This is a genomic window from Neisseria sp. CCUG12390 (assembly GCF_047837985.1).
GTDB lineage: Bacteria > Pseudomonadota > Gammaproteobacteria > Burkholderiales > Neisseriaceae > Neisseria.
Genome location: NZ_CP181244.1, coordinates 22,310 through 42,516, shown reverse-complemented (window position 1 = coordinate 42,516; position 20,207 = coordinate 22,310). Strand labels below are relative to the sequence as shown.

Annotated in this window: 22 protein-coding genes; 8 read left to right on the top strand and 14 right to left on the bottom strand. The window is 54.6% G+C overall.

The genetic code is table 11. The annotated features are described in order from the left end of the window. The first annotated feature begins 57 nt into the window (after window positions 1-57). The 4 genes from ACM67E_RS00205 (at window position 58) to ACM67E_RS00190 (ending at window position 3,364) form a co-directional block, all read left to right on the top strand. Complete coding sequence (locus ACM67E_RS00205) at window positions 58-540, top strand: TlpA disulfide reductase family protein (protein WP_416191680.1); 483 nt, start codon at window positions 58-60, stop codon at window positions 538-540. A gap of 409 nt (window positions 541-949) precedes the next feature. Then, window positions 950-1,600, top strand: coding sequence for a cell division ATP-binding protein FtsE (locus tag ACM67E_RS00200; protein WP_416191679.1), 651 nt, complete (start codon window positions 950-952; stop codon window positions 1,598-1,600). Beyond that, window positions 1,597-2,514 (top strand): permease-like cell division protein FtsX, encoded by a 918-nt coding sequence (ftsX, locus tag ACM67E_RS00195; protein ID WP_416191678.1) that lies wholly within the window; start codon window positions 1,597-1,599, stop codon window positions 2,512-2,514. Before ACM67E_RS00200 ends, ftsX begins: the two co-directional genes overlap by 4 nt. Before the next feature lie 373 nt (window positions 2,515-2,887). Beyond that, the gene (locus tag ACM67E_RS00190) at window positions 2,888-3,364 is read left to right on the top strand and encodes a CinA family protein (protein ID WP_416191677.1); all 477 of its coding nucleotides are present in this window, start codon (window positions 2,888-2,890) and stop codon (window positions 3,362-3,364) included. 99 nt (window positions 3,365-3,463) lie between these two features. Here the strand turns inward: ACM67E_RS00190 and ACM67E_RS00185 are convergent, their stop codons facing one another. The 3 genes from ACM67E_RS00185 to ACM67E_RS00175 form a co-directional block, all read right to left on the bottom strand. Next, window positions 3,464-3,649, bottom strand: coding sequence for a hypothetical protein (locus ACM67E_RS00185; RefSeq protein ID WP_416191676.1), 186 nt, complete (start codon window positions 3,647-3,649; stop codon window positions 3,464-3,466). A 230-nt stretch (window positions 3,650-3,879) separates the two neighbouring features. Continuing rightward, window positions 3,880-4,206 carry an FKBP-type peptidyl-prolyl cis-trans isomerase gene (locus tag ACM67E_RS00180; protein WP_416191675.1) on the bottom strand — a complete coding sequence of 109 codons (327 nt, stop codon included), beginning with the start codon at window positions 4,204-4,206 and terminating at the stop codon, window positions 3,880-3,882. Between the two features lie 38 nt (window positions 4,207-4,244). Beyond that, window positions 4,245-4,481 carry a DUF2061 domain-containing protein gene (locus tag ACM67E_RS00175; RefSeq protein WP_416191674.1) on the bottom strand — a complete coding sequence of 79 codons (237 nt, stop codon included), beginning with the start codon at window positions 4,479-4,481 and terminating at the stop codon, window positions 4,245-4,247. Between the two features lie 145 nt (window positions 4,482-4,626). On the opposite strand from ACM67E_RS00175, the gene ACM67E_RS00170 reads away from it, so the two are divergent. Further along, entirely contained in the window at window positions 4,627-5,577 is a 951-nt protein-coding gene (locus ACM67E_RS00170; protein ID WP_416191673.1) for a D-2-hydroxyacid dehydrogenase, read from the top strand. 87 nt (window positions 5,578-5,664) lie between these two features. On the opposite strand, the gene ACM67E_RS00165 is transcribed toward ACM67E_RS00170, so the two are convergent. Beyond that, entirely contained in the window at window positions 5,665-6,228 is a 564-nt protein-coding gene (locus ACM67E_RS00165; protein ID WP_416191672.1) for an outer membrane protein, read from the bottom strand. Between the two features lie 217 nt (window positions 6,229-6,445). Beyond that, window positions 6,446-6,682, bottom strand: a complete 237-nt coding sequence (locus tag ACM67E_RS00160) for a hypothetical protein (protein ID WP_416191671.1) — start codon at window positions 6,680-6,682, stop codon at window positions 6,446-6,448. Between the two features lie 106 nt (window positions 6,683-6,788). Here ACM67E_RS00160 and ACM67E_RS00155 point away from each other — a divergent pair, with 106 nt between their 5' ends. Continuing rightward, window positions 6,789-7,679 carry an ABC transporter ATP-binding protein gene (locus ACM67E_RS00155; RefSeq protein ID WP_416191670.1) on the top strand — a complete coding sequence of 297 codons (891 nt, stop codon included), beginning with the start codon at window positions 6,789-6,791 and terminating at the stop codon, window positions 7,677-7,679. 265 nt (window positions 7,680-7,944) lie between these two features. On the opposite strand, the gene ACM67E_RS00150 is transcribed toward ACM67E_RS00155, so the two are convergent. Then, window positions 7,945-8,829 carry a DegV family protein gene (locus ACM67E_RS00150; protein WP_416191669.1) on the bottom strand — a complete coding sequence of 295 codons (885 nt, stop codon included), beginning with the start codon at window positions 8,827-8,829 and terminating at the stop codon, window positions 7,945-7,947. Window positions 8,830-9,066: 237 nt separating this feature from the next. Here ACM67E_RS00150 and ACM67E_RS00145 point away from each other — a divergent pair, with 237 nt between their 5' ends. Further along, complete coding sequence (locus ACM67E_RS00145) at window positions 9,067-9,555, top strand: dihydrofolate reductase (protein WP_416191668.1); 489 nt, start codon at window positions 9,067-9,069, stop codon at window positions 9,553-9,555. Between the two features lie 84 nt (window positions 9,556-9,639). Here the strand turns inward: ACM67E_RS00145 and ACM67E_RS00140 are convergent, their stop codons facing one another. From ACM67E_RS00140 to ACM67E_RS00115, 6 genes are all read right to left on the bottom strand, one after another. Beyond that, the gene (locus ACM67E_RS00140) at window positions 9,640-10,350 is read right to left on the bottom strand and encodes a hypothetical protein (RefSeq protein ID WP_416191667.1); all 711 of its coding nucleotides are present in this window, start codon (window positions 10,348-10,350) and stop codon (window positions 9,640-9,642) included. A 177-nt stretch (window positions 10,351-10,527) separates the two neighbouring features. Continuing rightward, window positions 10,528-11,706: a phosphoglycerate kinase gene (locus ACM67E_RS00135; protein ID WP_416191666.1), complete on the bottom strand. Its 1,179-nt coding sequence runs from the start codon at window positions 11,704-11,706 to the stop codon at window positions 10,528-10,530. A 131-nt stretch (window positions 11,707-11,837) separates the two neighbouring features. Further along, complete coding sequence (locus ACM67E_RS00130) at window positions 11,838-12,353, bottom strand: hypothetical protein (RefSeq protein ID WP_416191665.1); 516 nt, start codon at window positions 12,351-12,353, stop codon at window positions 11,838-11,840. A 17-nt stretch (window positions 12,354-12,370) separates the two neighbouring features. Further along, entirely contained in the window at window positions 12,371-13,726 is a 1,356-nt protein-coding gene (locus ACM67E_RS00125; RefSeq protein ID WP_416191664.1) for a hypothetical protein, read from the bottom strand. Beyond that, entirely contained in the window at window positions 13,723-14,382 is a 660-nt protein-coding gene (locus ACM67E_RS00120; protein WP_416191663.1) for a hypothetical protein, read from the bottom strand. Before ACM67E_RS00120 ends, ACM67E_RS00125 begins: the two co-directional genes overlap by 4 nt. Before the next feature lie 221 nt (window positions 14,383-14,603). Next, the gene (locus tag ACM67E_RS00115) at window positions 14,604-15,266 is read right to left on the bottom strand and encodes a hypothetical protein (RefSeq protein WP_416191662.1); all 663 of its coding nucleotides are present in this window, start codon (window positions 15,264-15,266) and stop codon (window positions 14,604-14,606) included. Window positions 15,267-15,468: 202 nt separating this feature from the next. On the opposite strand from ACM67E_RS00115, the gene ACM67E_RS00110 reads away from it, so the two are divergent. Beyond that, window positions 15,469-16,788: a M16 family metallopeptidase gene (locus tag ACM67E_RS00110; protein ID WP_416191661.1), complete on the top strand. Its 1,320-nt coding sequence runs from the start codon at window positions 15,469-15,471 to the stop codon at window positions 16,786-16,788. A gap of 457 nt (window positions 16,789-17,245) precedes the next feature. Here ACM67E_RS00110 and ACM67E_RS00105 read toward each other — a convergent pair whose 3' ends face one another. Together ACM67E_RS00105 and mutS are read right to left on the bottom strand one after the other, a co-directional pair. Then, window positions 17,246-17,434, bottom strand: a complete 189-nt coding sequence (locus ACM67E_RS00105) for a hypothetical protein (protein ID WP_416191660.1) — start codon at window positions 17,432-17,434, stop codon at window positions 17,246-17,248. Window positions 17,435-17,628: 194 nt separating this feature from the next. Further along, window positions 17,629-20,199 carry a DNA mismatch repair protein MutS gene (gene mutS, locus ACM67E_RS00100; RefSeq protein WP_416191659.1) on the bottom strand — a complete coding sequence of 857 codons (2,571 nt, stop codon included), beginning with the start codon at window positions 20,197-20,199 and terminating at the stop codon, window positions 17,629-17,631. Window positions 20,200-20,207: the final 8 nt, after the last annotated feature.

Here is a 20,207-nt window from a genome sequence, read left to right as displayed (position 1 = left end):
GCCGTCTGAAAGGGTTACAATAACCGAATCATCAACCTCATGATTCGGGTTTGTGCCATGAAAACCTTATCCGCCCTGATTTTCGCTTCCGCAGCATTCTTCTCCGCAACCGTTTCCGCCGCCGACCTGCAAACGTGGAACAGCACCGCGCCGCAGTCGCTGCAAAACCTCAAAGCCCCCGTGCGCGTGGTCAACCTGTGGGCAACGTGGTGCGGCCCGTGCCGCAAGGAGATGCCGGAAATGTCGGCATGGTACAAAGCGCAGAAAAAAGGCAGCGTCGATATGGTCGGCATCGCGCTGGATACCACGGAAAACATCGGCAAATTTCTGAAAACCACGCCGGTGGCCTATCCGATTTGGCGTTATACCGGCGCGAGCAGCCGCCAGTTTATGAAATCGTTCGGCAACCAGGTCGGCGTGTTGCCGTTTACCGTGGTCGAAGCCCCGAAATGCGGCTTCAAGCAGACCATCACCGGCGAAGTCAACGCCAAAAGCCTGAATGCGGCATTAAACGCAGCCAAGGCGAAATGTAAGATTTAACGGAACAAAAGGCCGTCTGAAAACCGTCGGGATTCAGACGGCCTTTGTTTTGCACGCGTCGGTTTGACGGCAGCCGGACACGGCGGTTTTCCTTGTGGATAATTCGGGGATAATTTTTCAGACGGCCTGAAACCCTGCCGTATCAAGGCTTTGCGCCTATACGGGGATTCAGGCCGTCTGAATGGTTTTCCACTATCTAAATCATGCCGAACCCTTTATAATTCGGGCTAATCCTATTCTTTTCAGACGGCCTTGCGCCGAACGGCGCGTACACGGGCTGCCCGACGGCGGCCAACGGCAGAACGGATTTTCTTCACGGAAAGTTGTGGATAATTTTGTCGATAACTTCTGTACAGCCTGCGTAAAAGGCTGTATTCAGGCCGTCTGAAACCCTTTTCCAGGAATATTTATGATTCGTTTCGAACAAGTTTCCAAAACCTACCCCGGCGGTTTCGAAGCCTTAAAAAACGTCAGTTTCCAAATCAACAAAGGCGAGATGATTTTCATCGCCGGCCATTCCGGTTCGGGCAAGTCCACCATTTTGAAGCTGATTTCCGGCATCACTAAGCCGACCCGGGGCAAAGTGTGGTTCAACAAGCAGGATTTGGACGGGCTTTCCGACAACCAAATCGGCTTCATGCGCCAGCACATCGGCATCGTGTTCCAAGACCACAAAATCCTCTACGACCGCAACGTGCTGCAAAACGTGATTCTGCCGCTGCGGATCATCGGCTACCAGCCCGCCAAAGCGGAAGAGCGCGCGCGCATTGCGATTGAAAAAGTCGGTTTGAAAGGCCGCGAGCTGGATATGCCGGTGTCGCTTTCCGGCGGCGAACAGCAGCGTTTGTGCATCGCCCGCGCGGTGGTGCATCAGCCCAGCCTCCTGATTGCCGACGAACCGTCCGCCAGTCTCGACCGCGCCTACGCGCTGGATATTATGGAATTGTTCAAAACCTTCCATGAAGCGGGTACGACCGTCATCGTGGCGGCGCACGACGAAACGCTGATGGCCGATTACGGCCACCGCGTCATCCGTTTGCAGAAAGGACGGTTGGCATGAGTCTGATTCATTATGCTTCGCTGCACGTCGAATCGGCGCGCACGGCCTTGAAACAGTTAATCCGCCAGCCCGTCGGCACCTTGCTGACCCTGCTCATGCTGGCGATTGCCATGACCCTGCCGCTGTTTCTCTATCTGGGCGTGCAAAGCGGCCAGAGCATTTTGGGCAAACTGAACGAATCGCCGCAGATTACCGTGTATATGGAAACCGACGCGGCCAAAGCCGACACGGACACGGTGCGGAATCTGTTGCAGCGCGATGCGCGCATCGACAACGTCCGTTTCATCAGCAAGCGGGACGGTTTGCAGGAGCTGCAAGCCAATCTCGACCAGAATTTGGTGTCGATGCTGGACGAAAATCCGCTGCCCGACGTGTTTATCGTGACGCCTGATGCCCAATCCACGCCCGAACAGATGCAGGCGGTTTATCAGGATGTGGTCAAACTGCCGATGGTGGAATCAGCGACGATGGACACGGAATGGGTACATACCCTGTATCAAATCAATGATTTTATCCACAAGATTTTGTGGTTTCTGGCGGTCACTTTAGGCATGGCGTTCGTCTTGGTGGCGCATAACACCATCCGCCTGCAAATCCTGAGCCGCAAGGAAGAAATCGAAATCACCAAACTGTTGGGCGCACCCGCTTCGTTTATCCGCCGTCCGTTCCTGTATCAGGCCGTGTGGCAGAGCCTGTTTTCCGCCGCCGTAAGCCTGGGATTGTGCGCATGGCTGCTCAACACCGTGCGCCCGATGGTGGATGCGATTTTCAAACCCTACGGCCTCAATATCGGCTGGCGTTTTTTCAACGGCAGCGAAATCCTGCTGGTGTTGGGATTCGTCATCGCGCTGGGCGTGTTCGGCGCATGGCTGGCCACCACGCAGCACCTGCTCGGGTTTAAAGCGAAAAAATAAACTGATTTTTCAGACGGTCTGCGGATAACGCAGGCCGTTTTTGTTTTGGCACGATTGGGTTAAGGTTTCATCGCAGCTTTAAAACAGCGTACAATCTTTTCAGACGGCCTGACTGTGCCACGGCAAGGCCGTCTGAAAGCTCCGCCGTCATTAGCGGCGCAAGTCCGCTGCGCTATCCCGCGTAGGTAGGAAGCTAGAACGTTGACTTACTGTAATTTTAAATCTTCCTGAAACCGTCAGGTCTGGATTCCCGCCTACGCAGGAACGACGGATTAGAGATTTTCAAGTTTAACCCCGATTTTGCCAAGGTCTCGGTCTTTTGCCGTTTCAAAGTCAGGCCGTCTGAAAAACCAGTTCTCCGAAAGGAATCCCCATGTCGCCGCTCCAAACCATCGCGCAGCATTTGTCCGCAAACCGCCAAACCGTTACCTGCGCGGAATCCTGTACCGGCGGCCTTCTCTCGGCGGCGTTTACCTCCCTTTCCGGCAGCTCGCAATGGTTTCACCAAAGTTTCGTCACATACAGCAATCAGGCCAAAGAAAACGTCTTGGGCGTGATGCCCGAAACACTGCTGCAACACGGGGCGGTCAGCCGCGAAACGGTTTGCGAAATGGCGCGCGGTGCGAAAGCGGTGGCGCAGGCCGATTATGCCTTGAGTATTTCCGGTATCGCGGGGCCGACGGGCGGCAGCCGGGAAAAACCGGTCGGCACGGTATGGTTCGGTTTGGCCACGCCCGTGGAAAACATCGAGCGCACGGCCTTGTTTGAGGGCGACCGCGAAAGCGTGCGGCGGCAGGCGGTGGGCTTTGCTCTGAACCTGCTGGCGGAACATCTGACCGCCAATGCTTGATTGATATGCACACAAAGGCCGTCTGAATCAGCCTCGCAGAAACTTACTGCGTGCGTTTTCAGACGGCCTTTGTCCGATCGGGATAAACGTTAAAACGGCTTAACGTACTTTGCGGACTGCACCTGCCGCCTCGGAAGCTGCGGCCTTGCCTGCAGCGGCCGGTTTTTCCGTCTCCGCTTGCTCTGCTCGGGCTTCGGCGGCGGTTCTGGCTTCTTTTTGTGCTTGGGCGGCCAATACGGTGACGGACAGGGCAACAGCGGTGGCCAACGCGGCAAGGTTTTTCATGGGTTTTCTTCTTTCTTTACAGTTTCAAATCGCGCCGTCAAAAGCAATACGTCTCCTTTAAGAAGGCTGCCTGAAAAAAAAGTTCAGCAAAATTTATAGAATTTATTCTTATAATTCAGAATCATAATATCTTTATGTCTTAGTTTTATTTATATGGAAAATAAAATAAGGCCGTCTGAAATGTGGCAAATCGCATTTTTCAGACGGCCTTGTGTTAAGAAAATACCTGGTTACTCATGCACTTTTAACAGTTCCACTTCAAACACCAAGGTCGCGTTCGGCGGAATCACGCCGCCCGCGCCGCGTGCGCCGTAGCCCATGTCGGCAGGAATGGTCAGTTTGCGTTTGCCGCCCTCTTTCATGCCGCCGAAACCTTCGTCCCAGCCGCGGATCACTTGGCCGACGCCCAACGTGATGGTCAGCGGTTGGCCACGGTCGACGCTGGAATCGAATTTGGTGCCGTTTTCCAGCCAACCGGTGTAATGTACGGTGATTTCTTTGCCTTTCACGGCTTCTTTGCCGCTGCCGACTTCGATGTCTTCAATAATCAGGCTCATGCTGTTTCCTTTGATTGCGTTGGATAAGGGCATTCAGCTTAACACATTTTCTGCGCATCGACACACTGGTGCAGCGGCACGATCATCTCCTGCTTTTTTGTTTTTTTGCGCCCGTAGCGGTTCCACGCTTTTTCATGGAAATAAAACACCACGGTATTCACCATCGGCTCAATCAGCGCAACCGCGCTCGAGATGCCGATACTGCCGGTCAAGGCATAAGCCACGCCGAAAGCCACGCCGAAATGAAGCATTGCAAAGGTAAGGGTTTTAATCATAATATTATTCTCCGAGGCCGTCTGAAACCGGCCTGTATTATCAGGACAAATAATAACGATTCGCACCTCATCCGTATATTTGGATATTTTTATCCCATCCTAGCCTGGAACAATCATCATCAAAACATCGATAAAGGAAAATTATATGAAACCGCTCAAAATCGTCATGCTCGACCGCGCCACGCTGCCGGAGCGCGAGATTACCTTTGATTTTCCGCACGAATTGGTTTGCCACGACACCACCGAACCGCACGAAGCCTTGCAGCGTATCAGCGGTGCCGACATCGTGTTGACCAACAAAGTGGTGGTTTCCGCCGAAGCCGTTGCGCAAAACCCGCAACTCAAGCTGATTGCGGTGGCCGCCACCGGCGTGAACAACGTCGATGTCGCCGCGGCCAAACAAGCCGGCGTCGCCGTGGCCAATGTGCGCGCCTACGGCAACGAATCGGTGGCGGAACATGCCTTTATGCTGATGATTGCGCTGATGCGCAACCTGCCCGCCTACCAGCGCGACGTAGCCGCCGGTTTGTGGGAACAATCGCCGTTTTTCTGCCACTACGGCGCGCCGATGCGCGATTTGAACGGCAAAACCCTGGCCATTTTCGGGCGCGGCAATATCGGCAAAACCCTGGCGCGGTATGCCGAAGCGTTCAACATGAAAGTCGTGTTCGGCGAACACAAACACGCCGAGAAGGTGCGCGAAGGGTATGTATCGTTTGACGAAGCCATTCAGACGGCCGATGTGGTTTCGCTGCATTGCCCGCTGACCGAACAAACCGCCGGTATGATAGCCGAACCCGAGTTGAAGCAAATGAAGCCGGGCGCGATTCTGATTAACTGCGGACGCGGCGGCCTGGTCGATGAAACCGCCTTGGTCGCTGCTTTGAAATACGGCCAAATCGGCGGTGCGGGGTTTGACGTGCTGACCGAAGAGCCGCCGCGCAACGGCAATCCTTTGCTCAAAGCGCACCTGCCGAACCTGATTGTCACGCCGCACATGGCATGGGCAAGCCAGGAAGCCGCCAACCGCCTGTTTGATATTCTGCTGGACAATGTGGACAAATTCGTCAAGGGGCAGCCGCAGAATCTGGTTTGAATCCGACAATAAAAAGAGGCCGTCTGAATCATTCAGACGGCCTTGATTACGATAGGGAGATGGTTATTTCTTAATCGAGGTCACGGATTAGCGGAAACGGTAGGCGGCGGTGGCCATGAAGCCGTTGTTGTGGATTTTGGAATCGTCTTTCTTGAAGCGGGTTTGTTCCCACTCCGCACCGACTTCCACGTTAGGGGTAACGGCATATTTCACACCCGCGCCGTAGCCTACGCCGTTCATGTTCCGACTGCCGTCGTCAGGGCCTTTGAACTTACCGTAGTGGTAGCCGACTTTGCCGTAGGCCATCACATCGTCGGTCAGGCGGTAGCCTTGGATATAAGACACGCTGGCATCGACTTTCTGTTTCACGTCACCCGCCGTGCCGGTGGCGACGGTACGGTGCAGCGGTTTCACGGCGATTTCCGCGCCGCCGATCCAGTTGCTGTTGCCGAACTGGGCGGTGTGGCTGCCGCGGATGGCAACGTCGCCTTCGTAGTCTTCATTCAAATTCGTGTTTTTCACATCGCTTTTGGTCGCGCCCGCACCGATTTCGACGGCAGGGCCGGTAAATGTGCCGTTTTGGTTGAGCGGGGCGGCAGTCGCGGCAGCGGCGGCGGTCAAAATCAGGGTGGTCAATAAAGTTTTTTTCATGGTCATGCTCCTTTACAGGCAGAGAAAAAGGGAAACGTTCAGGCGGGTTGCCTGCTGCTTTCGTTGGATTCAGTATCGTGGCGTTTCAGACGGCCTGCAAGGTGCTTTGCGTTGGGATTACGCTTTTTGGCAGCGGTTTAACGTTTGTAACCGATGAATTTTTCCAGATGCAGCTTGAGCCGCCATTTCGCTGAAATCTGAGGAAGATGATTTTAATTTACTGAAATAAAAAGATATTTTTCACAACTGTCAGGCCGTCTGAAAAATTCAAACGCCATCGTCCGGCAAAATCCGCGCATCCGTTACAACGGAGTATATTTACATTCAAGAATGTATCTTTATTGCAAAAACAGTTGTCCGCAAAACGGTCGGCTTCACTCATCCGCCGCCCGGCTGCCGGATTCCATACCGTATTTTCAGATGCTGTCCATTCAATCAAAGCAAGGCGGTGCATGGGACATCTTCTTGATTGGCGTTATTTTCAGACGGCCCATCAGGGCTTGGCCGTTGTGTTTCTGTTAAAATAACCGTTTGCCAACCGAGACCGATTAAAGCCGACCATGCACGCCATCGACATCCGCCACGCCGTCAAAACCTACGCCAACGGCTTCACCGCGCTGAACGACGTTTCCTTTACCGTAGAACAAGGCGAGTTTTTCGCCCTGCTGGGGCCGAACGGCGCGGGCAAGACCACGCTGATTTCCGCGACGGCCGGACTCAGCCGCCTGACTTCGGGCAGCATCAGCGTGATGGGTTACGATGTCGTCAAACAGCCGCAGGCCGCGCGCATGAGTTTGGGCGTGGTGCCGCAGGAATTGGTGTTCGACGCGTTTTTTACCGTGCGCGAAGCCCTGCGTTTCCAGTCGGGCTATTTCGGCATCCGCAACAACAATGCCTGGATTGACGAAATCATCGAAAACCTCGGCTTGGGCGACAAAGCCGACACGATTACGCGCAACCTTTCCGGCGGCATGAAGCGGCGAGTGATGGTCGCGCAGGCCTTGGTACACCGTCCGCCCGTGATTGTGCTGGACGAACCGACCGCCGGCGTCGATGTCGAGCTGCGCCAAAGCCTGTGGACGTTCATCGACAGCCTGAACAAGCAAGGCCACACCATCATCTTAACCACACATTATCTGGAAGAGGCGCAAAACCTGTGCAGCCGCATCGCCATGATGAAACAAGGCCGCCTGGTGGCTTTGGATTCGACCGAACACCTGCTGCATGCCGAGCAGGGCGTACGCGTGGAACTGCAACTGTCCGCGCCGCTGCCTGCCGCTTTGCAGCCTTGGTTGATTGGCGGACAAGACGGCAAAACCTTACTCAAGCTGGACAACTACAACCGCCTCAGCGAAGTGTTGGCCACGCTCAAAAGCGCGGGCATCGATGTGCTGCACATGGCATTGCCCGAAACGGATTTGGAAGACGTATTTGTGAAGCTGACGCGTTGAGGCCGTCTGAATTTTGTCGGTACGGTTAGCCGCCCTAAGCGGCGTAACCGTACCCACGTCTGCAAATATTATAAAAGTGGCAAGGCCGTCTGAAATTCGTTTTCTTAAACTTTTCAGACGGCCTTTGCCTATTTCATGGGATTTCGTACGGTTACGCCGCTGGGGGCGGCTAACCGTACCTACGCGGTCTGAAAACGGTTTTGAATGAAATGCCAAAGCAAACAAGGCCGTCTGAATTTTCAGACGGCCTTGTTTATCCCACCAATCAATCTTTCAATTTCTCCACCAAACCCACGCCCACGCCGCAGATGCCGACGTGCACCGCCACCGCCGGCGACACCGGCACGCTGTCGCCCAATTGCAGGCCGGTTTTTTGCTGGAAACGGTCGGCAAATTTCTCATACGTTTCTTTCTCGCCGCTATACAGACCCGACAGCATAAAGTCTTGCGCCGGTTTGCCCTCCATCTGCTTTTGTGCGTAGGCGATCACCGAATCGAACATTTCTTCGTCATCGCCCACCGTCCCCAAACGCGACAGCTTGTCTTCGGAAAAATGCAGGATCGTGCGCAAACCGAGCCAATCGCTGAAACGCGCGCCCAAGCGCGACAAAGTGCCGTGAAGCGACAAAGACTGCATCGAACGCAGGCCGAAAACAATGTGGCTGTTGGGTTTCAAACGTTCCAGATAAGCGACGGCCTCTTCCGGCGTTTTTCCTTCTTCCAGCAAACGCACGGCTTCAAGCGCGAAAAAACCTTCCGGCATACAGCAGCTGCCGGTATCGACGACATAAATCTGCAATTGCGGAAAATCGGGCAGCAGCGCACGGATGGTGTCGGCCGAATCGCTGAGTTTGTGGCTCAATGTGGTGATGATGACCTGCTGATAACCTTGTTTGATTAGATAATTGAATGTGTTGCGCAATAAATCCGCAGGCGGCGGTGCGGTGGAAACCTCCGCATCCAAATGATTTTGCCGCCAAACGCAATAATCATGGTTGTCGATTTCGATACCGTCGGCCAACTGCTGCGTACCCAAATCAACACGCAAAGGCAGAATCTGTACCAAACTGTCGCGGTCTGCAACCTCCGCCAGCGAACCGGTTGACGTGGACATGACCGCGCAGCGGTACAACGAATACGAACTTGACATAGTGGCTCCCTTAGCTTTCCTGTTTTTATGAAATATAAATAAACGGCTAAAATTTATGATAAACGGTATTATTAACGCTGTCTATCTTTTCTTGATTAACAATCAACCGCTTAATCCGAATGCATATCGAACCGAAACGTCCGCGCCCGACCGACTGTTTTTTCAGACGGCCTGATTTCTTTTTGCTACAATCGTTTACCAATCCGACCCGACCATCCGCACCAAAGAGAGCCAAACATGCAGAAAATTACCCTGATTGCCGCCTATGCCGCCGACCGCTGCATCGGCATCGGCAACGCCATGCCCTGGCATCTGCCCGAAGATTTCGCCTTTTTCAAAGCCTATACCACCGGCAAGCCCGTCATCATGGGGCGCAGAACATGGGAATCTCTGCCGAAAAAACCGCTGCCCCACCGCCGAAACATCGTCATCAGCCGTCAGGCGGATTATCCGGCCGAAGGCGCCGAAGTGGCGGAAAGTTTGGGTGGGGCTTTGGCGTTGTGTGCCGACGCGCCGGAAATCATCATCATGGGCGGCGCGCAAATCTACGCCCAAGCCCTGCCGCTGGCCACCGACCTGCGCCTGACCGAAGTGGCATTGAACGTGGCAGGCGGCGACGCGTTTTTCCCTGAATTTTCCGAAAACGAATGGCTGGAAACCGCACGCGAGCCCCACACCGCGGCCAACGGCACGGATTACGCGTTCGTGCATTACCGGCGGCGTTGATGCTGTTTATATTAAAAGGCCGTCTGAAAACTTATCGGAATACTCCGCTATGTTTCAGACGGCCTTTTTACATGAAATCCGATCCTATTTTTTAATATCCACCACGGAAGCCTGAATCGGGAAAGTAACAATATCCACCGCAAAGGCCAGCGGAATCAAAGCCTTCCACACGCCGCGTGCGATTCGGCCTCTGCCGGCTTTGTAACGATAGAATTTCAGCGGCAGCGGCGTGCGGAACGTGTGTTGCAGCTTACTGCGGTCAGCAAGATTGACGGCTTGCAGTTTGAGCGTCATCGTATTCGAGCATTTCAGGTTTTCCGGATATTGACGGCAATGGAAGCCGAGCTTTTCCATCGCCGCTTTTTCACCTTTTTTCAACGCCGCTTCAGGCTTGTAAAAGTCGAAATCCACGCGCAGCGTGCTGCTGCCGTCGCGGTCGAGCACGGCAAAATGGCTGTCGTCTTCCGCCTGTTTGATGGTATTGGACGGCGAGACGCTCAAATACGCCAAATCGGTTTGCGCCAATATGCTGCGCAGTTCGGTCAGATCACTGTCACTGCCTTCAGGCTGCACCAGATAGGCGCGCTTTTGGCCGGCCAGCAGCAGCGCGTTTTCAAAACCGGCCACACTCTGCACCGGCCGTCCCGCGGCAACCAGCGTATCGGTCAGGCTTTCGTCGACAGCCCAACGCCGATTTTCCGCATCTTCCAACCCGTTGGATACGGCACCGGAAAACACGCAGCCGCCCAGCAAAGGCACAATGCAGGCGGATAAGAAAAGTATTTTTTTCAACATTTTTCGGTTCCTCGTTCAAGAAAGCAGGCCGTCTGAAAACCTGACCGGAATCCCCGTCATGTTTCAGACGGCCTCGGATAAAAACGGTGGGCTGCCAATATCGGTTTCAATGCCGTTGGCCGCCGCCGTAAAAAAACGGTTTGCCGCATAAATTATGCCGCAAACCGCTGTTTTTTCTTACGCGCCGCGTTTCTCCAACACCGCTACGGCAGGCAGCTCTTTGCCTTCCAAAAACTCAAGGAACGCGCCGCCGCCGGTGGAGATGTAGCTGATTTTGTCGGTGATGCCGAATTTGGCAATCGCCGCCAGCGTGTCGCCGCCGCCGGCGATGGAAAACGCGCTGCTCTCGGCGATGGCTTCGGCCACGGCTTTGGTGCCGTCTGAAAATTGGGCGAACTCGAACACACCCACGGGGCCGTTCCACACAATCGTGCCGGCGTTTTTCAGGATTTCGGCCAGCTCGGAGGCGGATTGCGCGCCGATGTCCAAAATCATGTCGTCCGCCGCCACGTCGGCCACGGCTTTTTTCTCGGCAGCGGCGGTTTCGGCGAATTCTTTGGCGGTGACCACATCAACCGGCAGCGGCACGGAGCCGCCTTTGGCCGCGGTTTTGGCGATGATTTTTTTCGACTCTTCCACCAAATCGGTTTCCGCCAACGATTTGCCGATGGGTTTGCCTTCGGCCAGCAGGAAAGTGTTGGCGATGCCGCCGCCGACGATGAGCTGGTCAACCTTGTCGGCCAGCGACTCGAGAATGGTGAGTTTGGTGGACACTTTGCTGCCCGCCACAATCGCCACCAGCGGACGCGCAGGTTCTTTCAGGGCTTTGCCCAACGCGTCGAGTTCGCCCGCCATCAACACGCCCGCACAGGCCACGGGTGCGGCTTGAGCCACAGCTTCGGTGGACGCTTGGGCGCGGTGCGCCGTGCCGAACGCATCGTTCACGAACACGTCACACAAGGCGGCATAGGCTTTGCCCAGCTCCAAATCGTTTTTCTTTTCGCCTTTATTAATGCGCACGTTTTGCAGCATCACCACGTCGCCCGCGTTCAGCGCAGGTTTGTTTTCGCGCCAGTCGTTGAGCACTTTGACTTCTTTGCCGAGCAAACCGCCTAAATGTGCGGCCACGGGCGCAACGTCGTCTTCGGGGTGGAACTCGCCTTCGGTCGGACGGCCGAGGTGGGTCATCACAATCACCGCCGCGCCGTTGTCCAGGCAGTATTGGATGGACGCAAGCGAAGCGCGGATGCGGGTGTCGTCGCTGATTTTGCCGTCTTTGAACGGCACGTTCATGTCGGCGCGGATGAGCACGGTTTTGCCGGATACGTTTTGTTCGGTGAGTTTCAAGAATGCCATTTTGCTTCCTTTAACAATGATGAAAAAAAGGGAAATTCGGGGATATTATGCCGTGAACGGCAGGACGGGGTAAAGGGATTAGGTCAAACAATGCCTGCTTGCCTGCAGCATCTGAAACCGCAACGGAATACTTAAGAACGTTTTTTTACAACAGAATAATTGCCCTGTTTGTTTTTTTCGGTTTTCACACACAAACGGTCACCGCAGCGGACAATATCGGATTCGTTAATCAGTTGGACCATTTCAGCTTCGGGCTTCAAATCCTGAATGATGTATTTGTAGTAAAACGTCAGCGCAACGCCGCTCAACAGCAGCAAACCGAAACTTACCGCCAGCGCAATCCAGCCGAACTTCAGTATCTGGCGGCCTTTATCGGTCGCGGCCGCCATGAAGTGCTTGAATTCCTTGGTATGCCCGGCAAGGCTGCTGCGTGATTCCTGTAAATTCGATTCGTATTTGCTGACTGTTTCGCCCAATCCGTAGCGGATGTCTTCCAGTACCGCCCAAACTGCTTCATCACGGATTTCCTGCATATGGCGGGAAATTTTTTCATCGGTCTGTTTGCTCAACGTAAGGCATTGGTTTTGAAACAGCCTCATCAGCTCGGCGGTCTCATCGACCAATCGGTTCAATTTGTCTTCATTCATTATTTCGTCTCTCAAAGTTATCTCGACAACGACATGCCGCGGCTTGCTTCCTGCTGCAACTGAATCTGCTGCCTGTACTCGAGTGCTTCGTCCGCACGCTCCATCATCGCTTTGCCTGCTTCATTGTCGCCCAAAACGTTTATGGTGCGGGCGAAAGTGTCGCCGTCGGAAACGGCGGCGGTTTTCATCAGGGCGATTTTATCGGCCAGCGAAAGGTTGGCAGGATTGGAAAGGCCGTCTGAAAGTGTTTCGGGGCGTTTTTCAATCGGAACATAAGCCGCCGCTTCCGCTTTTCGGCGGCTCTGCTCGGTGGATTGGTAATAAAACCCGTCCGCTTTGGCGCGTTCGCCCGCTTCCACGTCGCCGGCTATGCTTTCGGCAACCGTGCGTGCGGCGTTGTATGCGCCCACATAAGGCGTGCCGTAGGTAATATAGACGCGGTTGTCGCGGAGGTCCCTGTCGAACTTGCCGACCATTGCGCGGTAGTCTTCGGTGCGCTCCAGATACTCCTGCGGACGGGTCAGTACGCCGGTTCCGGGTTCGGTCAGGTTGCCGATACCGTGTTTGCTCAGGGCCGTATCCAATACCGGTACGGGGCTTCTGGAATCGAACGGATCCAGCCTGCCGGCGGACAGCGGCAGCGTAAACGGCAGACGGCGGTCGTGGTTGGCGTAACCGCCTTCTTTTTCCAACGCCTCGATTTCCTCGGCGGTGGCATATTTTTGAACCGGCCCGTAGTGCGGCGAAACGGCGCAGACGACATCGGTGGCCATACACAGGTTGCTGATGCCGCGCGCCGTCTCATCGGTCGGAATACGGTAGCCCAAACCGGCCGCGCCGTAGCCGTTGTAGGTATAGGCATGATCGACGGCATCGCCGAAATAGTGCTTCAGGTACTGCACTTCCGCACCGGCGAGGGAGTGGCCGGTCAGATAGACGTTGGGGTATGTATCATTTAAATCGCCATACTCTTTGGCGTAGTCAAACAACTGATAAGCAAATTCTCGGGCTTCGTCAAATTGCGGATTGGTACGGGTAAACACCATTGCACCGTCCGTCCACAGGAAATCGCCCAGCAGTTCTTCCGAACCGCGTATGGCTCCGTGGAATGCTTTGGTCTCTCTGCTCTGGTAAATGGAAGCATTGAAACTGTCGCCGCGGATATTGCTGTTTTCATTCGGAAAATCCGCAATGACATCTAATTCCTCAATTTCTCCGTCAGGATAGGTAACACTAACAACCGGTTGTCCGTTTTCATTCAAAATCAGGTTTCCGTTTGCATCACGTTTACGGTGTTTATGGTCGGAATAGCTGTCTTCAGCCAAAATCGCATTCAAGTATTCGGCCTTGTTGAATTGTGTATTGCTCATCATTTTTTCCTTACTTCAACTCGAATCGCTGCCAGTTCTTTCTGCGCCCTTTCTCCAAATTGTTCTTTTGGTGAAACATGCAGGGTTAGTTTTTTAATGGTGTTTGCTCGCTGTCTAGGCTGATTATACTTCCACAGCGTAATATAGCCGTCTTTCCGATACAGGCCGTCTGAAACCTTATCGCTGGAAGTGGCCGAAGCTGTATAAACGACCTGACTGATATTCGGTTTAGGTTCAAAATATATATCCACCAGCCGCCATTGCCAATGGCAGGGCTTGCCCTGATTCAGGTAGTCTTCGTCCATCAGGGCATCAAAATACACCGTGCCTTTGTAAACATTCGGACTGACTTTCTTAACCGGAACGGACGTTCCGCCTTGAAAGTTCGCTCTCGCCCCCATCAGTTTGTTGGTGTCGTAGCGGCAGTCGGGAATGATGTAATGCGCATAGGCGGAAACGGCTTCGAGATTGTCGGGCGCGTCCTTTAAGGTAACGGTAAATTCGTAGGCTTCTTTCGGGTTCGGGTTTTTCTTAACCTGAAATTTTTCCTGATTGACGGTCTGTTGGATGTCGTTCATCGGCTTTCCTGTAACGTTGGTGCAGCCTGCCAGCAAAAGCAGCAGGATAGCGGGTTGGATTAGGGGGAAACGGGGAAACACGGAATGCTCCTTGTCTTTAAAATGGAATAAGGTTTTTTTCAGACGGCCTGCAATGTGTCGGGGGAGAAATGGTAATGCCATTTGTAAATAACGGGAAGGGTCAGGACGGTTATTTATAAATGGCATTATCCCTTATCGTTCTCGGTGTTTATGGTCGGAATAGCTGTCTTCAGCCAAAATGGCATTTAAGTATTCGGCTCTGTTAAATTGCATATTGTTCATCATTTTTTCCTCAATTCAACTCGAATTGTTGCTAAATGTTTTTTCTGCTGTTCGCCAAATTTTTCTTTATCAGCTTTGGCGAATAAGGTAAGTTTTTTAACGGGATTTGCTCTCTCCCTAGTCTGATTATATTTCCAAAGCGTAATATAGCCGTCTTTACGGTATAGGCCGTCTGAAACTTTGTCCCTATCTGTAACCGAAGCCTTATAAATGACCTGACTGATATTCGGTTTGGGTTCAAAATTCACATCCAATACCCCCCATTCCCAATGGTAGGGCTTGCCCTGATTCAGATAATCTTCGTCCAGCAGGGCATCAAAATACACCGTGCCTTTGTAAACGTTAGAGCTGACTTTTTTAACCGGAACGGACATTCCGCCTTGAAAGTTCGCTCTCGCCCCCATCAGTTTGTTGGTGTCGTAGCGGCAGTCGGGAATGATGTAATGCGCATAGGCGGAAACGGCTTCGAGATTGTCGGGCGCGTCCTTTAAGGTAACGGTAAATTCGTAGGCTTCTTTCGGGTTCGGGTTTTTCTTGACCTGAAATTTTTCCTGATTAACGGTTTGTCTGATGTCGTTCATCGGCTTTCCTGTAACGTTGGTGCAGCCTGCCAGCAAAAGCAGCAGGATAGCAGGGCAGATAAACGGGAAACGGGCAGACATCGGGTTCTCCTTAAGGGGATTTTTCAGACGGCCTGCGACAGAGGCCGTCTGAAAATGTTTATGCGGATATGCTCAATCGTAGCCGAAATTCCGCAGCGGTGGCAAAAAACGGGCTGAAAGTAGGAAAATTCGGATAAAATGGGCAAAACTTTCAATGCGGATAAACTTTATGGCTTTTTCATTTTCAAAATCAGGAAACTTTATGCTCCGTTCCGTTTTGCTCCTGCTTCTGCTGGTTCCTGCTTTGCCGTCGTGGGCGCAAACCCTGTCGCAAACCCTGCCCAACGGCCTGAAAGTCATCGTCAAGGAAGACCGTCGCGCACCGGTGGCGGTGTCGCAGCTTTGGTATAAAGTCGGCAGCGTGGATGAAAAGCCGGGCAAAAGCGGCTTGAGCCACGCGCTCGAGCATATGATGTTCAAGGGCACGCCGTCGGTGCCGTCGGGCGAATTCAGCCGCCGCGTTTCGGCTTTGGGCGGGTCGCTCAATGCCTACACCAACCGCAGCGAAACCGTTTATTACGAAAACGTTTCCGCCGCCAACCTGCCCGAGGTGTTGAAGCTGGAAGCCGACCGTATGCAGAACCTGAATTTCAGCGATAAGGATTTCGCCAACGAAATGAGCGTCATCCGCGAGGAACGCCGCCAGCGCACGGAAGACACCGCCGCGGGCAAACTGTGGGAACAGGTTTATCTCACCGCGTTCACCAAGCCCTCGATGCGCGCCTCGGTCATCGGTTATATGAACGACCTGTACACGCTCAAAGCCGACGACTTGCGCGATTGGTACAGGCAGTTTTACGCGCCGAACAACGCCACTTTGGTGATTGTCGGCGATGTCGATGCGAAGCAGACGATTCAGACGGCCTCGAAACTCTTCGGCGGCATTCCGTCCAAACCGCTGCCGCCGCGCAACGATTTGGGCGAACCGGCCGAGCGCGAGGCGGCTTTTGCCGAAACCGCGTCCGCCGTGACCCGCCAGCCTTTGGTGGCGTTGTCCTACCGCGTGCCCGCGCTGGAAAAAACCGGCGACACCATGCCCTATGCGCTGGATGTGTTGAGCGATGTTTTGGCGGGCAATTCGTCGAGCCGGCTGGATAAAAATCTGGTGCGCGGCAAACAGACCGCCCTGAGCGTGGGCGTGAACTACGATATTTTGAGCCGCGAAACGCCGCTGTTCAGCCTGATCGGAATGCCCAACGACGGCGTAAACGAACAGGATTTGCTGGCCGCCATGCGCGCCGAAATCCGGGACATCGCCGAGAAGGGCGTAGGCAAAGACGAACTCAAACGCGTGAAAACCCGCATGGAATCAGGCGAAATCTACGCCCGCGACTCCATGACCTCTCAAGCCTCGCTGATGGGACGCTTGGAAACACGCGGCTTCAAATATACCGACGAAGCCGAAATCCGACGCCGTCTGAAAAAAGTGACCGCCGCCGAGGTGCAGGCCGCCGCGAAATTACTGACCGACGCGCGTTCCAGCGTGGTGGTGGTGAAGCCGCAAACGCAGGCGGCGAAGTAATCAAAAGATCTCAGGCCGTCTGAAAAAAAAGTTTTCAGACGGCTTTTTCTTTTTTTCAAAACAGAATATTTCACCCTCCACACAAACCTGTCTCCGCCCCGCCAGATAGAAAGAGGGATGGATTTGCGCAATAATGCAAATTTCCTGTCTGCCCATAAAAAGGCCGTCTGAAAACAAATTTTTCAGACGGCCTTTTTCAAAACCGAACCTTCGATCGCCCGCAAACCTGTCCCCCATCCCGCCTGCGGGAAGGCACTGGGGACTGGTGGCGCATTCCGCTTCGCAAACTTCAAATCTGAAATTCCCAAAACGGTTTTTCAGACGGCCTTGAGGGCATGGATTGCCGCGGTTTCAACCAAGCCGCAGACTGGGTTCAGTTCTAAAAAATCCGGGTAGAAAACCACTGCTGAGTTGGAGCCACGGCCTGCAACCACCGTCCTCAAAAACCACCCTTCCCCTACCCCCTTCCCGCCAGAAGGGAAGGGGGATGGATTTGCGCAATGGTGCAAATTTCCTGTCTGCCCGTAAAAAGGCCGTCTGAAAACAGATTTTTCAGACGGCCTTTTTTCAAAACCGAACCTTCAATCGCCTGCAAACCCGTCCCCGCCGCCAGACGGGAAGGAGATGGATTTGCGCAATAATGCAAATTTCCTGTCTGTCCGTAAAAAAGCCGTCTGAAAAAAGTTTTCAGACGGCTTTTTCTTTTTTCAAAACAGAATATTTCACCCTCCACAAAAACCCGTCCCCCGTCCCGCCCGCGGGAAGGGGTTAGGGGAAGGGTGGCGCGTTCGGCTTCGCAAATTTCAACGCCAAAATATCCAAACTGACTTTTTAATGGATTCAAACCAAATCTTTCAAGCGGTAAAGTGCGTCCAGGGCTTCCCGCGGCGATAAGTGGTCGGGGTGGATTTCGGCCAAGGCGGCCAGCAATTCGCTTGGTTTTTCAGACGGCCTTTCAAGGCGGTCATCGGTTTCGGCATCGTCTTCTTCAGACGGCATGGTTTGGAAAATATCCATTTGCGGCTGCTGCGCGGCGGCTTGGGTTTCCAAGCCGGACAAATGTTTCTGCGCGGCTTTGAGGGCACGGGCGGGCAGGCCGGCGAGTTTGGCGACGGCGATGCCGTAGCTTTTGCTGGCGGGGCCGGGTTGGATCTCGTGCAGGAACACGATGTCCTGCCCCTGCTCCAGCGCGGAAAGGTGCATATTCACCGCGCCGGCGTGGGCTTCGGGCAACTTCGTCAGCTCGAAGTAGTGGGTGGCGAACAGGCTGAAGGATTTGTTTTTTTGCAGCAGATGTTCGGCGATGGCCTGCGCGAGGGCGAGGCCGTCGAAGGTGGAGGTGCCGCGGCCGACTTCGTCCATCAACACCAAGGATTGTTCGGTGGCGTGGTGCAGGATGTAGGCGGTTTCGCTCATTTCGACCATAAAGGTCGAGCGGTTGGAAGCCAAATCGTCGCTGGCGCCGATGCGCGTGAAAATGCGGTCGATGGGACCGATTTTGGCGGCCTGCGCCGGCACGAAGCAGCCGGTGTGGGCAAGCAGGGTAATCAGCGCGACTTGGCGCATGTAGGTGGATTTGCCGCCCATGTTGGGGCCGGTGAGCAGCATCAGGCGGTGTTTGTGGTCGAAACGGGTGTGGTTGGGCGTGAAGTGGCGTACCTGCTCTTCGACGACGGGGTGGCGGCCGCCGTCGATTTCCAACACGGGATAATCGGCAAACTCGGGGCAGACAAAGCGGCGGGTTTGGGCGAGTGCGGCAAAGGCGGCCAACACGTCCAGCGCGGCGGCGGCTTTGGCGGCTTTCTGCAGCTGCGGCAAGGCCGTCTGAATGTCTTTGAGCAGGTTTTCGAAGAGTTGTTTTTCCAAGGCAAGGGCTTGGTCTTGCGCGGTCAGGACTTTGTCTTCAAAGGCTTTCAGTTCGGGCGTGATGAAGCGTTCGGCGTTTTTCAGGGTTTGGCGGCGCTGGTAGTCGGCGGGGGCTTGCTCGGCCTGCACTTTGGACAATTCGATGTAAAAGCCGTGCACGCGGTTGAACTCGACCTTAAGCGTGGACAAGCCCGTGCGCTCTCGTTCGCGGTTTTCCAAAGCCAGCAGGAATTCGTCGCCGTGGTTTTGAATGTGGCGCAGTTCGTCGAGCTCGGCATGAAAACCGTGGTTAATCACGCCGCCGTCGCGCAGCCAGACCGCAGGTTCGGGCAGAATCGCGGCCTGCAATTGTTCGGCCACGGGCAAGGTGGCGGGGAACACGCTTTGCAGCGTTTCCAGCAGGCTGCTGCCTTCGGCGGAAAATTCCAGCCGGGCAAGTTCGAACAGGCTGTCGCGAAGCGCGGCCAAATCGCGCGGACGGGCATTGCCCACCGCCACGCGGGCGGCGATGCGTTCGATGTCGGCAATGTTTTTCAGACGGCCTTGGATGCCGCCGAACTGCCCGGCTAAAGCAGCCACGGCCTGCTGGCGCGCGCGGATGTGGTCGCGGTTGCGCAAGGGGTGGTGCAGCCACATCGCCAACAGGCGGCTGCCCATGTGGGTGGCGCAGCGGTCGAGCGTCGACATCAAAGTCGGCGATTTTTTGCCGCTCAAAGTCTGGGTGATTTCCAGATTGCGGCGCGTGGCCGCGTCCATGCCGATAAACTGGCCGTCGGTTTCGAGCGACAGGCCGTCAAGGTGTTGCGGCATCAGGTTTTGCGTCAGTCGGATATAATTGACAAGCGCACCGGCCGCCCCGATTGCCGCGGCGTGTTCGTCGGCATCCAAACCGAAGCCGCGCAAATCCTGGCTGCCGAAATAACCGGTCAACAGCTTTACCGCCGCATCGGTCGCGAACTGCCAAGCGTTCAGGCGCGTGAGGTTGGCGTTTTCCAAAGGCGGCAGGGTTTGGCCGTCGGCCAGCAGAATCTCCGCCGCCTGCAACCGCGCCAATTCATCGGCCAACTGCGCCGCCTCCACCTGCTTGACTTTGAATTCGCCGCTTTGCAGCGAAGCCCACGCCAAGCCGATGTGTTTTTTGGTGTGGTTGACCGCCACGATGCGGTTGGTTTCCTTATCTTCCAAAAAGGCCGAATCCGTCAGCGTACCGGGCGTGACAATCCGCACTACTTTGCGTTCCACCGGCCCTTTTGTCGCGCCCACTTCGCCGACCTGCTCGCAAATCGCCACGCTTTTGCCCATTTTCACCAAACGCGCCAAGTATTGCTCGGCGGCATGAAACGGCACGCCGGCCATCTTAATCGGTTCGCCCTCCATCTGCCCGCGCGTCGTCAGCGTGATGTCCAACAGCTTGGCCGCCTCCACCGCATCATCGAAAAACAGCTCGTAAAAATCGCCCATGCGGTAAAAAACCAGTTTGTCGGCATGTTGCGATTTGATGCCGAGATATTGCTGCATCATCGGCGAAACGGCGGGTTTGGTCATTTCAGACG

Excerpts from the sequence above, each read along its gene's own strand:
- ACM67E_RS00205 (WP_416191680.1), top strand. The coding sequence starts at position 58 with ATGAAAACCTTATCCGCCCTGATTTTCGCTTCCGCAGCATTCTTCTCC.
- ACM67E_RS00175 (WP_416191674.1), bottom strand. The coding sequence starts at position 4,481 with ATGATTAAAACCCTTACCTTTGCAATGCTTCATTTCGGCGTGGCTTTC.
- mutS (WP_416191659.1), bottom strand. The coding sequence starts at position 20,199 with ATGACCAAACCCGCCGTTTCGCCGATGATGCAGCAATATCTCGGCATC.
- ACM67E_RS00125 (WP_416191664.1), bottom strand. The coding sequence starts at position 13,726 with ATGATGAGCAATACACAATTCAACAAGGCCGAATACTTGAATGCGATT.
- ACM67E_RS00155 (WP_416191670.1), top strand. The coding sequence starts at position 6,789 with ATGCACGCCATCGACATCCGCCACGCCGTCAAAACCTACGCCAACGGC.
- ACM67E_RS00115 (WP_416191662.1), bottom strand. The coding sequence starts at position 15,266 with ATGTCTGCCCGTTTCCCGTTTATCTGCCCTGCTATCCTGCTGCTTTTG.
- ACM67E_RS00160 (WP_416191671.1), bottom strand. The coding sequence starts at position 6,682 with ATGCACCGCCTTGCTTTGATTGAATGGACAGCATCTGAAAATACGGTA.
- ftsX (WP_416191678.1), top strand. The coding sequence starts at position 1,597 with ATGAGTCTGATTCATTATGCTTCGCTGCACGTCGAATCGGCGCGCACG.
- ACM67E_RS00150 (WP_416191669.1), bottom strand. The coding sequence starts at position 8,829 with ATGTCAAGTTCGTATTCGTTGTACCGCTGCGCGGTCATGTCCACGTCA.
- ACM67E_RS00165 (WP_416191672.1), bottom strand. The coding sequence starts at position 6,228 with ATGAAAAAAACTTTATTGACCACCCTGATTTTGACCGCCGCCGCTGCC.
- ACM67E_RS00130 (WP_416191665.1), bottom strand. The coding sequence starts at position 12,353 with ATGAATGAAGACAAATTGAACCGATTGGTCGATGAGACCGCCGAGCTG.
- ACM67E_RS00190 (WP_416191677.1), top strand. The coding sequence starts at position 2,888 with ATGTCGCCGCTCCAAACCATCGCGCAGCATTTGTCCGCAAACCGCCAA.
- ACM67E_RS00200 (WP_416191679.1), top strand. The coding sequence starts at position 950 with ATGATTCGTTTCGAACAAGTTTCCAAAACCTACCCCGGCGGTTTCGAA.
- ACM67E_RS00135 (WP_416191666.1), bottom strand. The coding sequence starts at position 11,706 with ATGGCATTCTTGAAACTCACCGAACAAAACGTATCCGGCAAAACCGTG.
- ACM67E_RS00140 (WP_416191667.1), bottom strand. The coding sequence starts at position 10,350 with ATGTTGAAAAAAATACTTTTCTTATCCGCCTGCATTGTGCCTTTGCTG.
- ACM67E_RS00180 (WP_416191675.1), bottom strand. The coding sequence starts at position 4,206 with ATGAGCCTGATTATTGAAGACATCGAAGTCGGCAGCGGCAAAGAAGCC.
- ACM67E_RS00185 (WP_416191676.1), bottom strand. The coding sequence starts at position 3,649 with ATGAAAAACCTTGCCGCGTTGGCCACCGCTGTTGCCCTGTCCGTCACC.
- ACM67E_RS00110 (WP_416191661.1), top strand. The coding sequence starts at position 15,469 with ATGCTCCGTTCCGTTTTGCTCCTGCTTCTGCTGGTTCCTGCTTTGCCG.
- ACM67E_RS00145 (WP_416191668.1), top strand. The coding sequence starts at position 9,067 with ATGCAGAAAATTACCCTGATTGCCGCCTATGCCGCCGACCGCTGCATC.
- ACM67E_RS00170 (WP_416191673.1), top strand. The coding sequence starts at position 4,627 with ATGAAACCGCTCAAAATCGTCATGCTCGACCGCGCCACGCTGCCGGAG.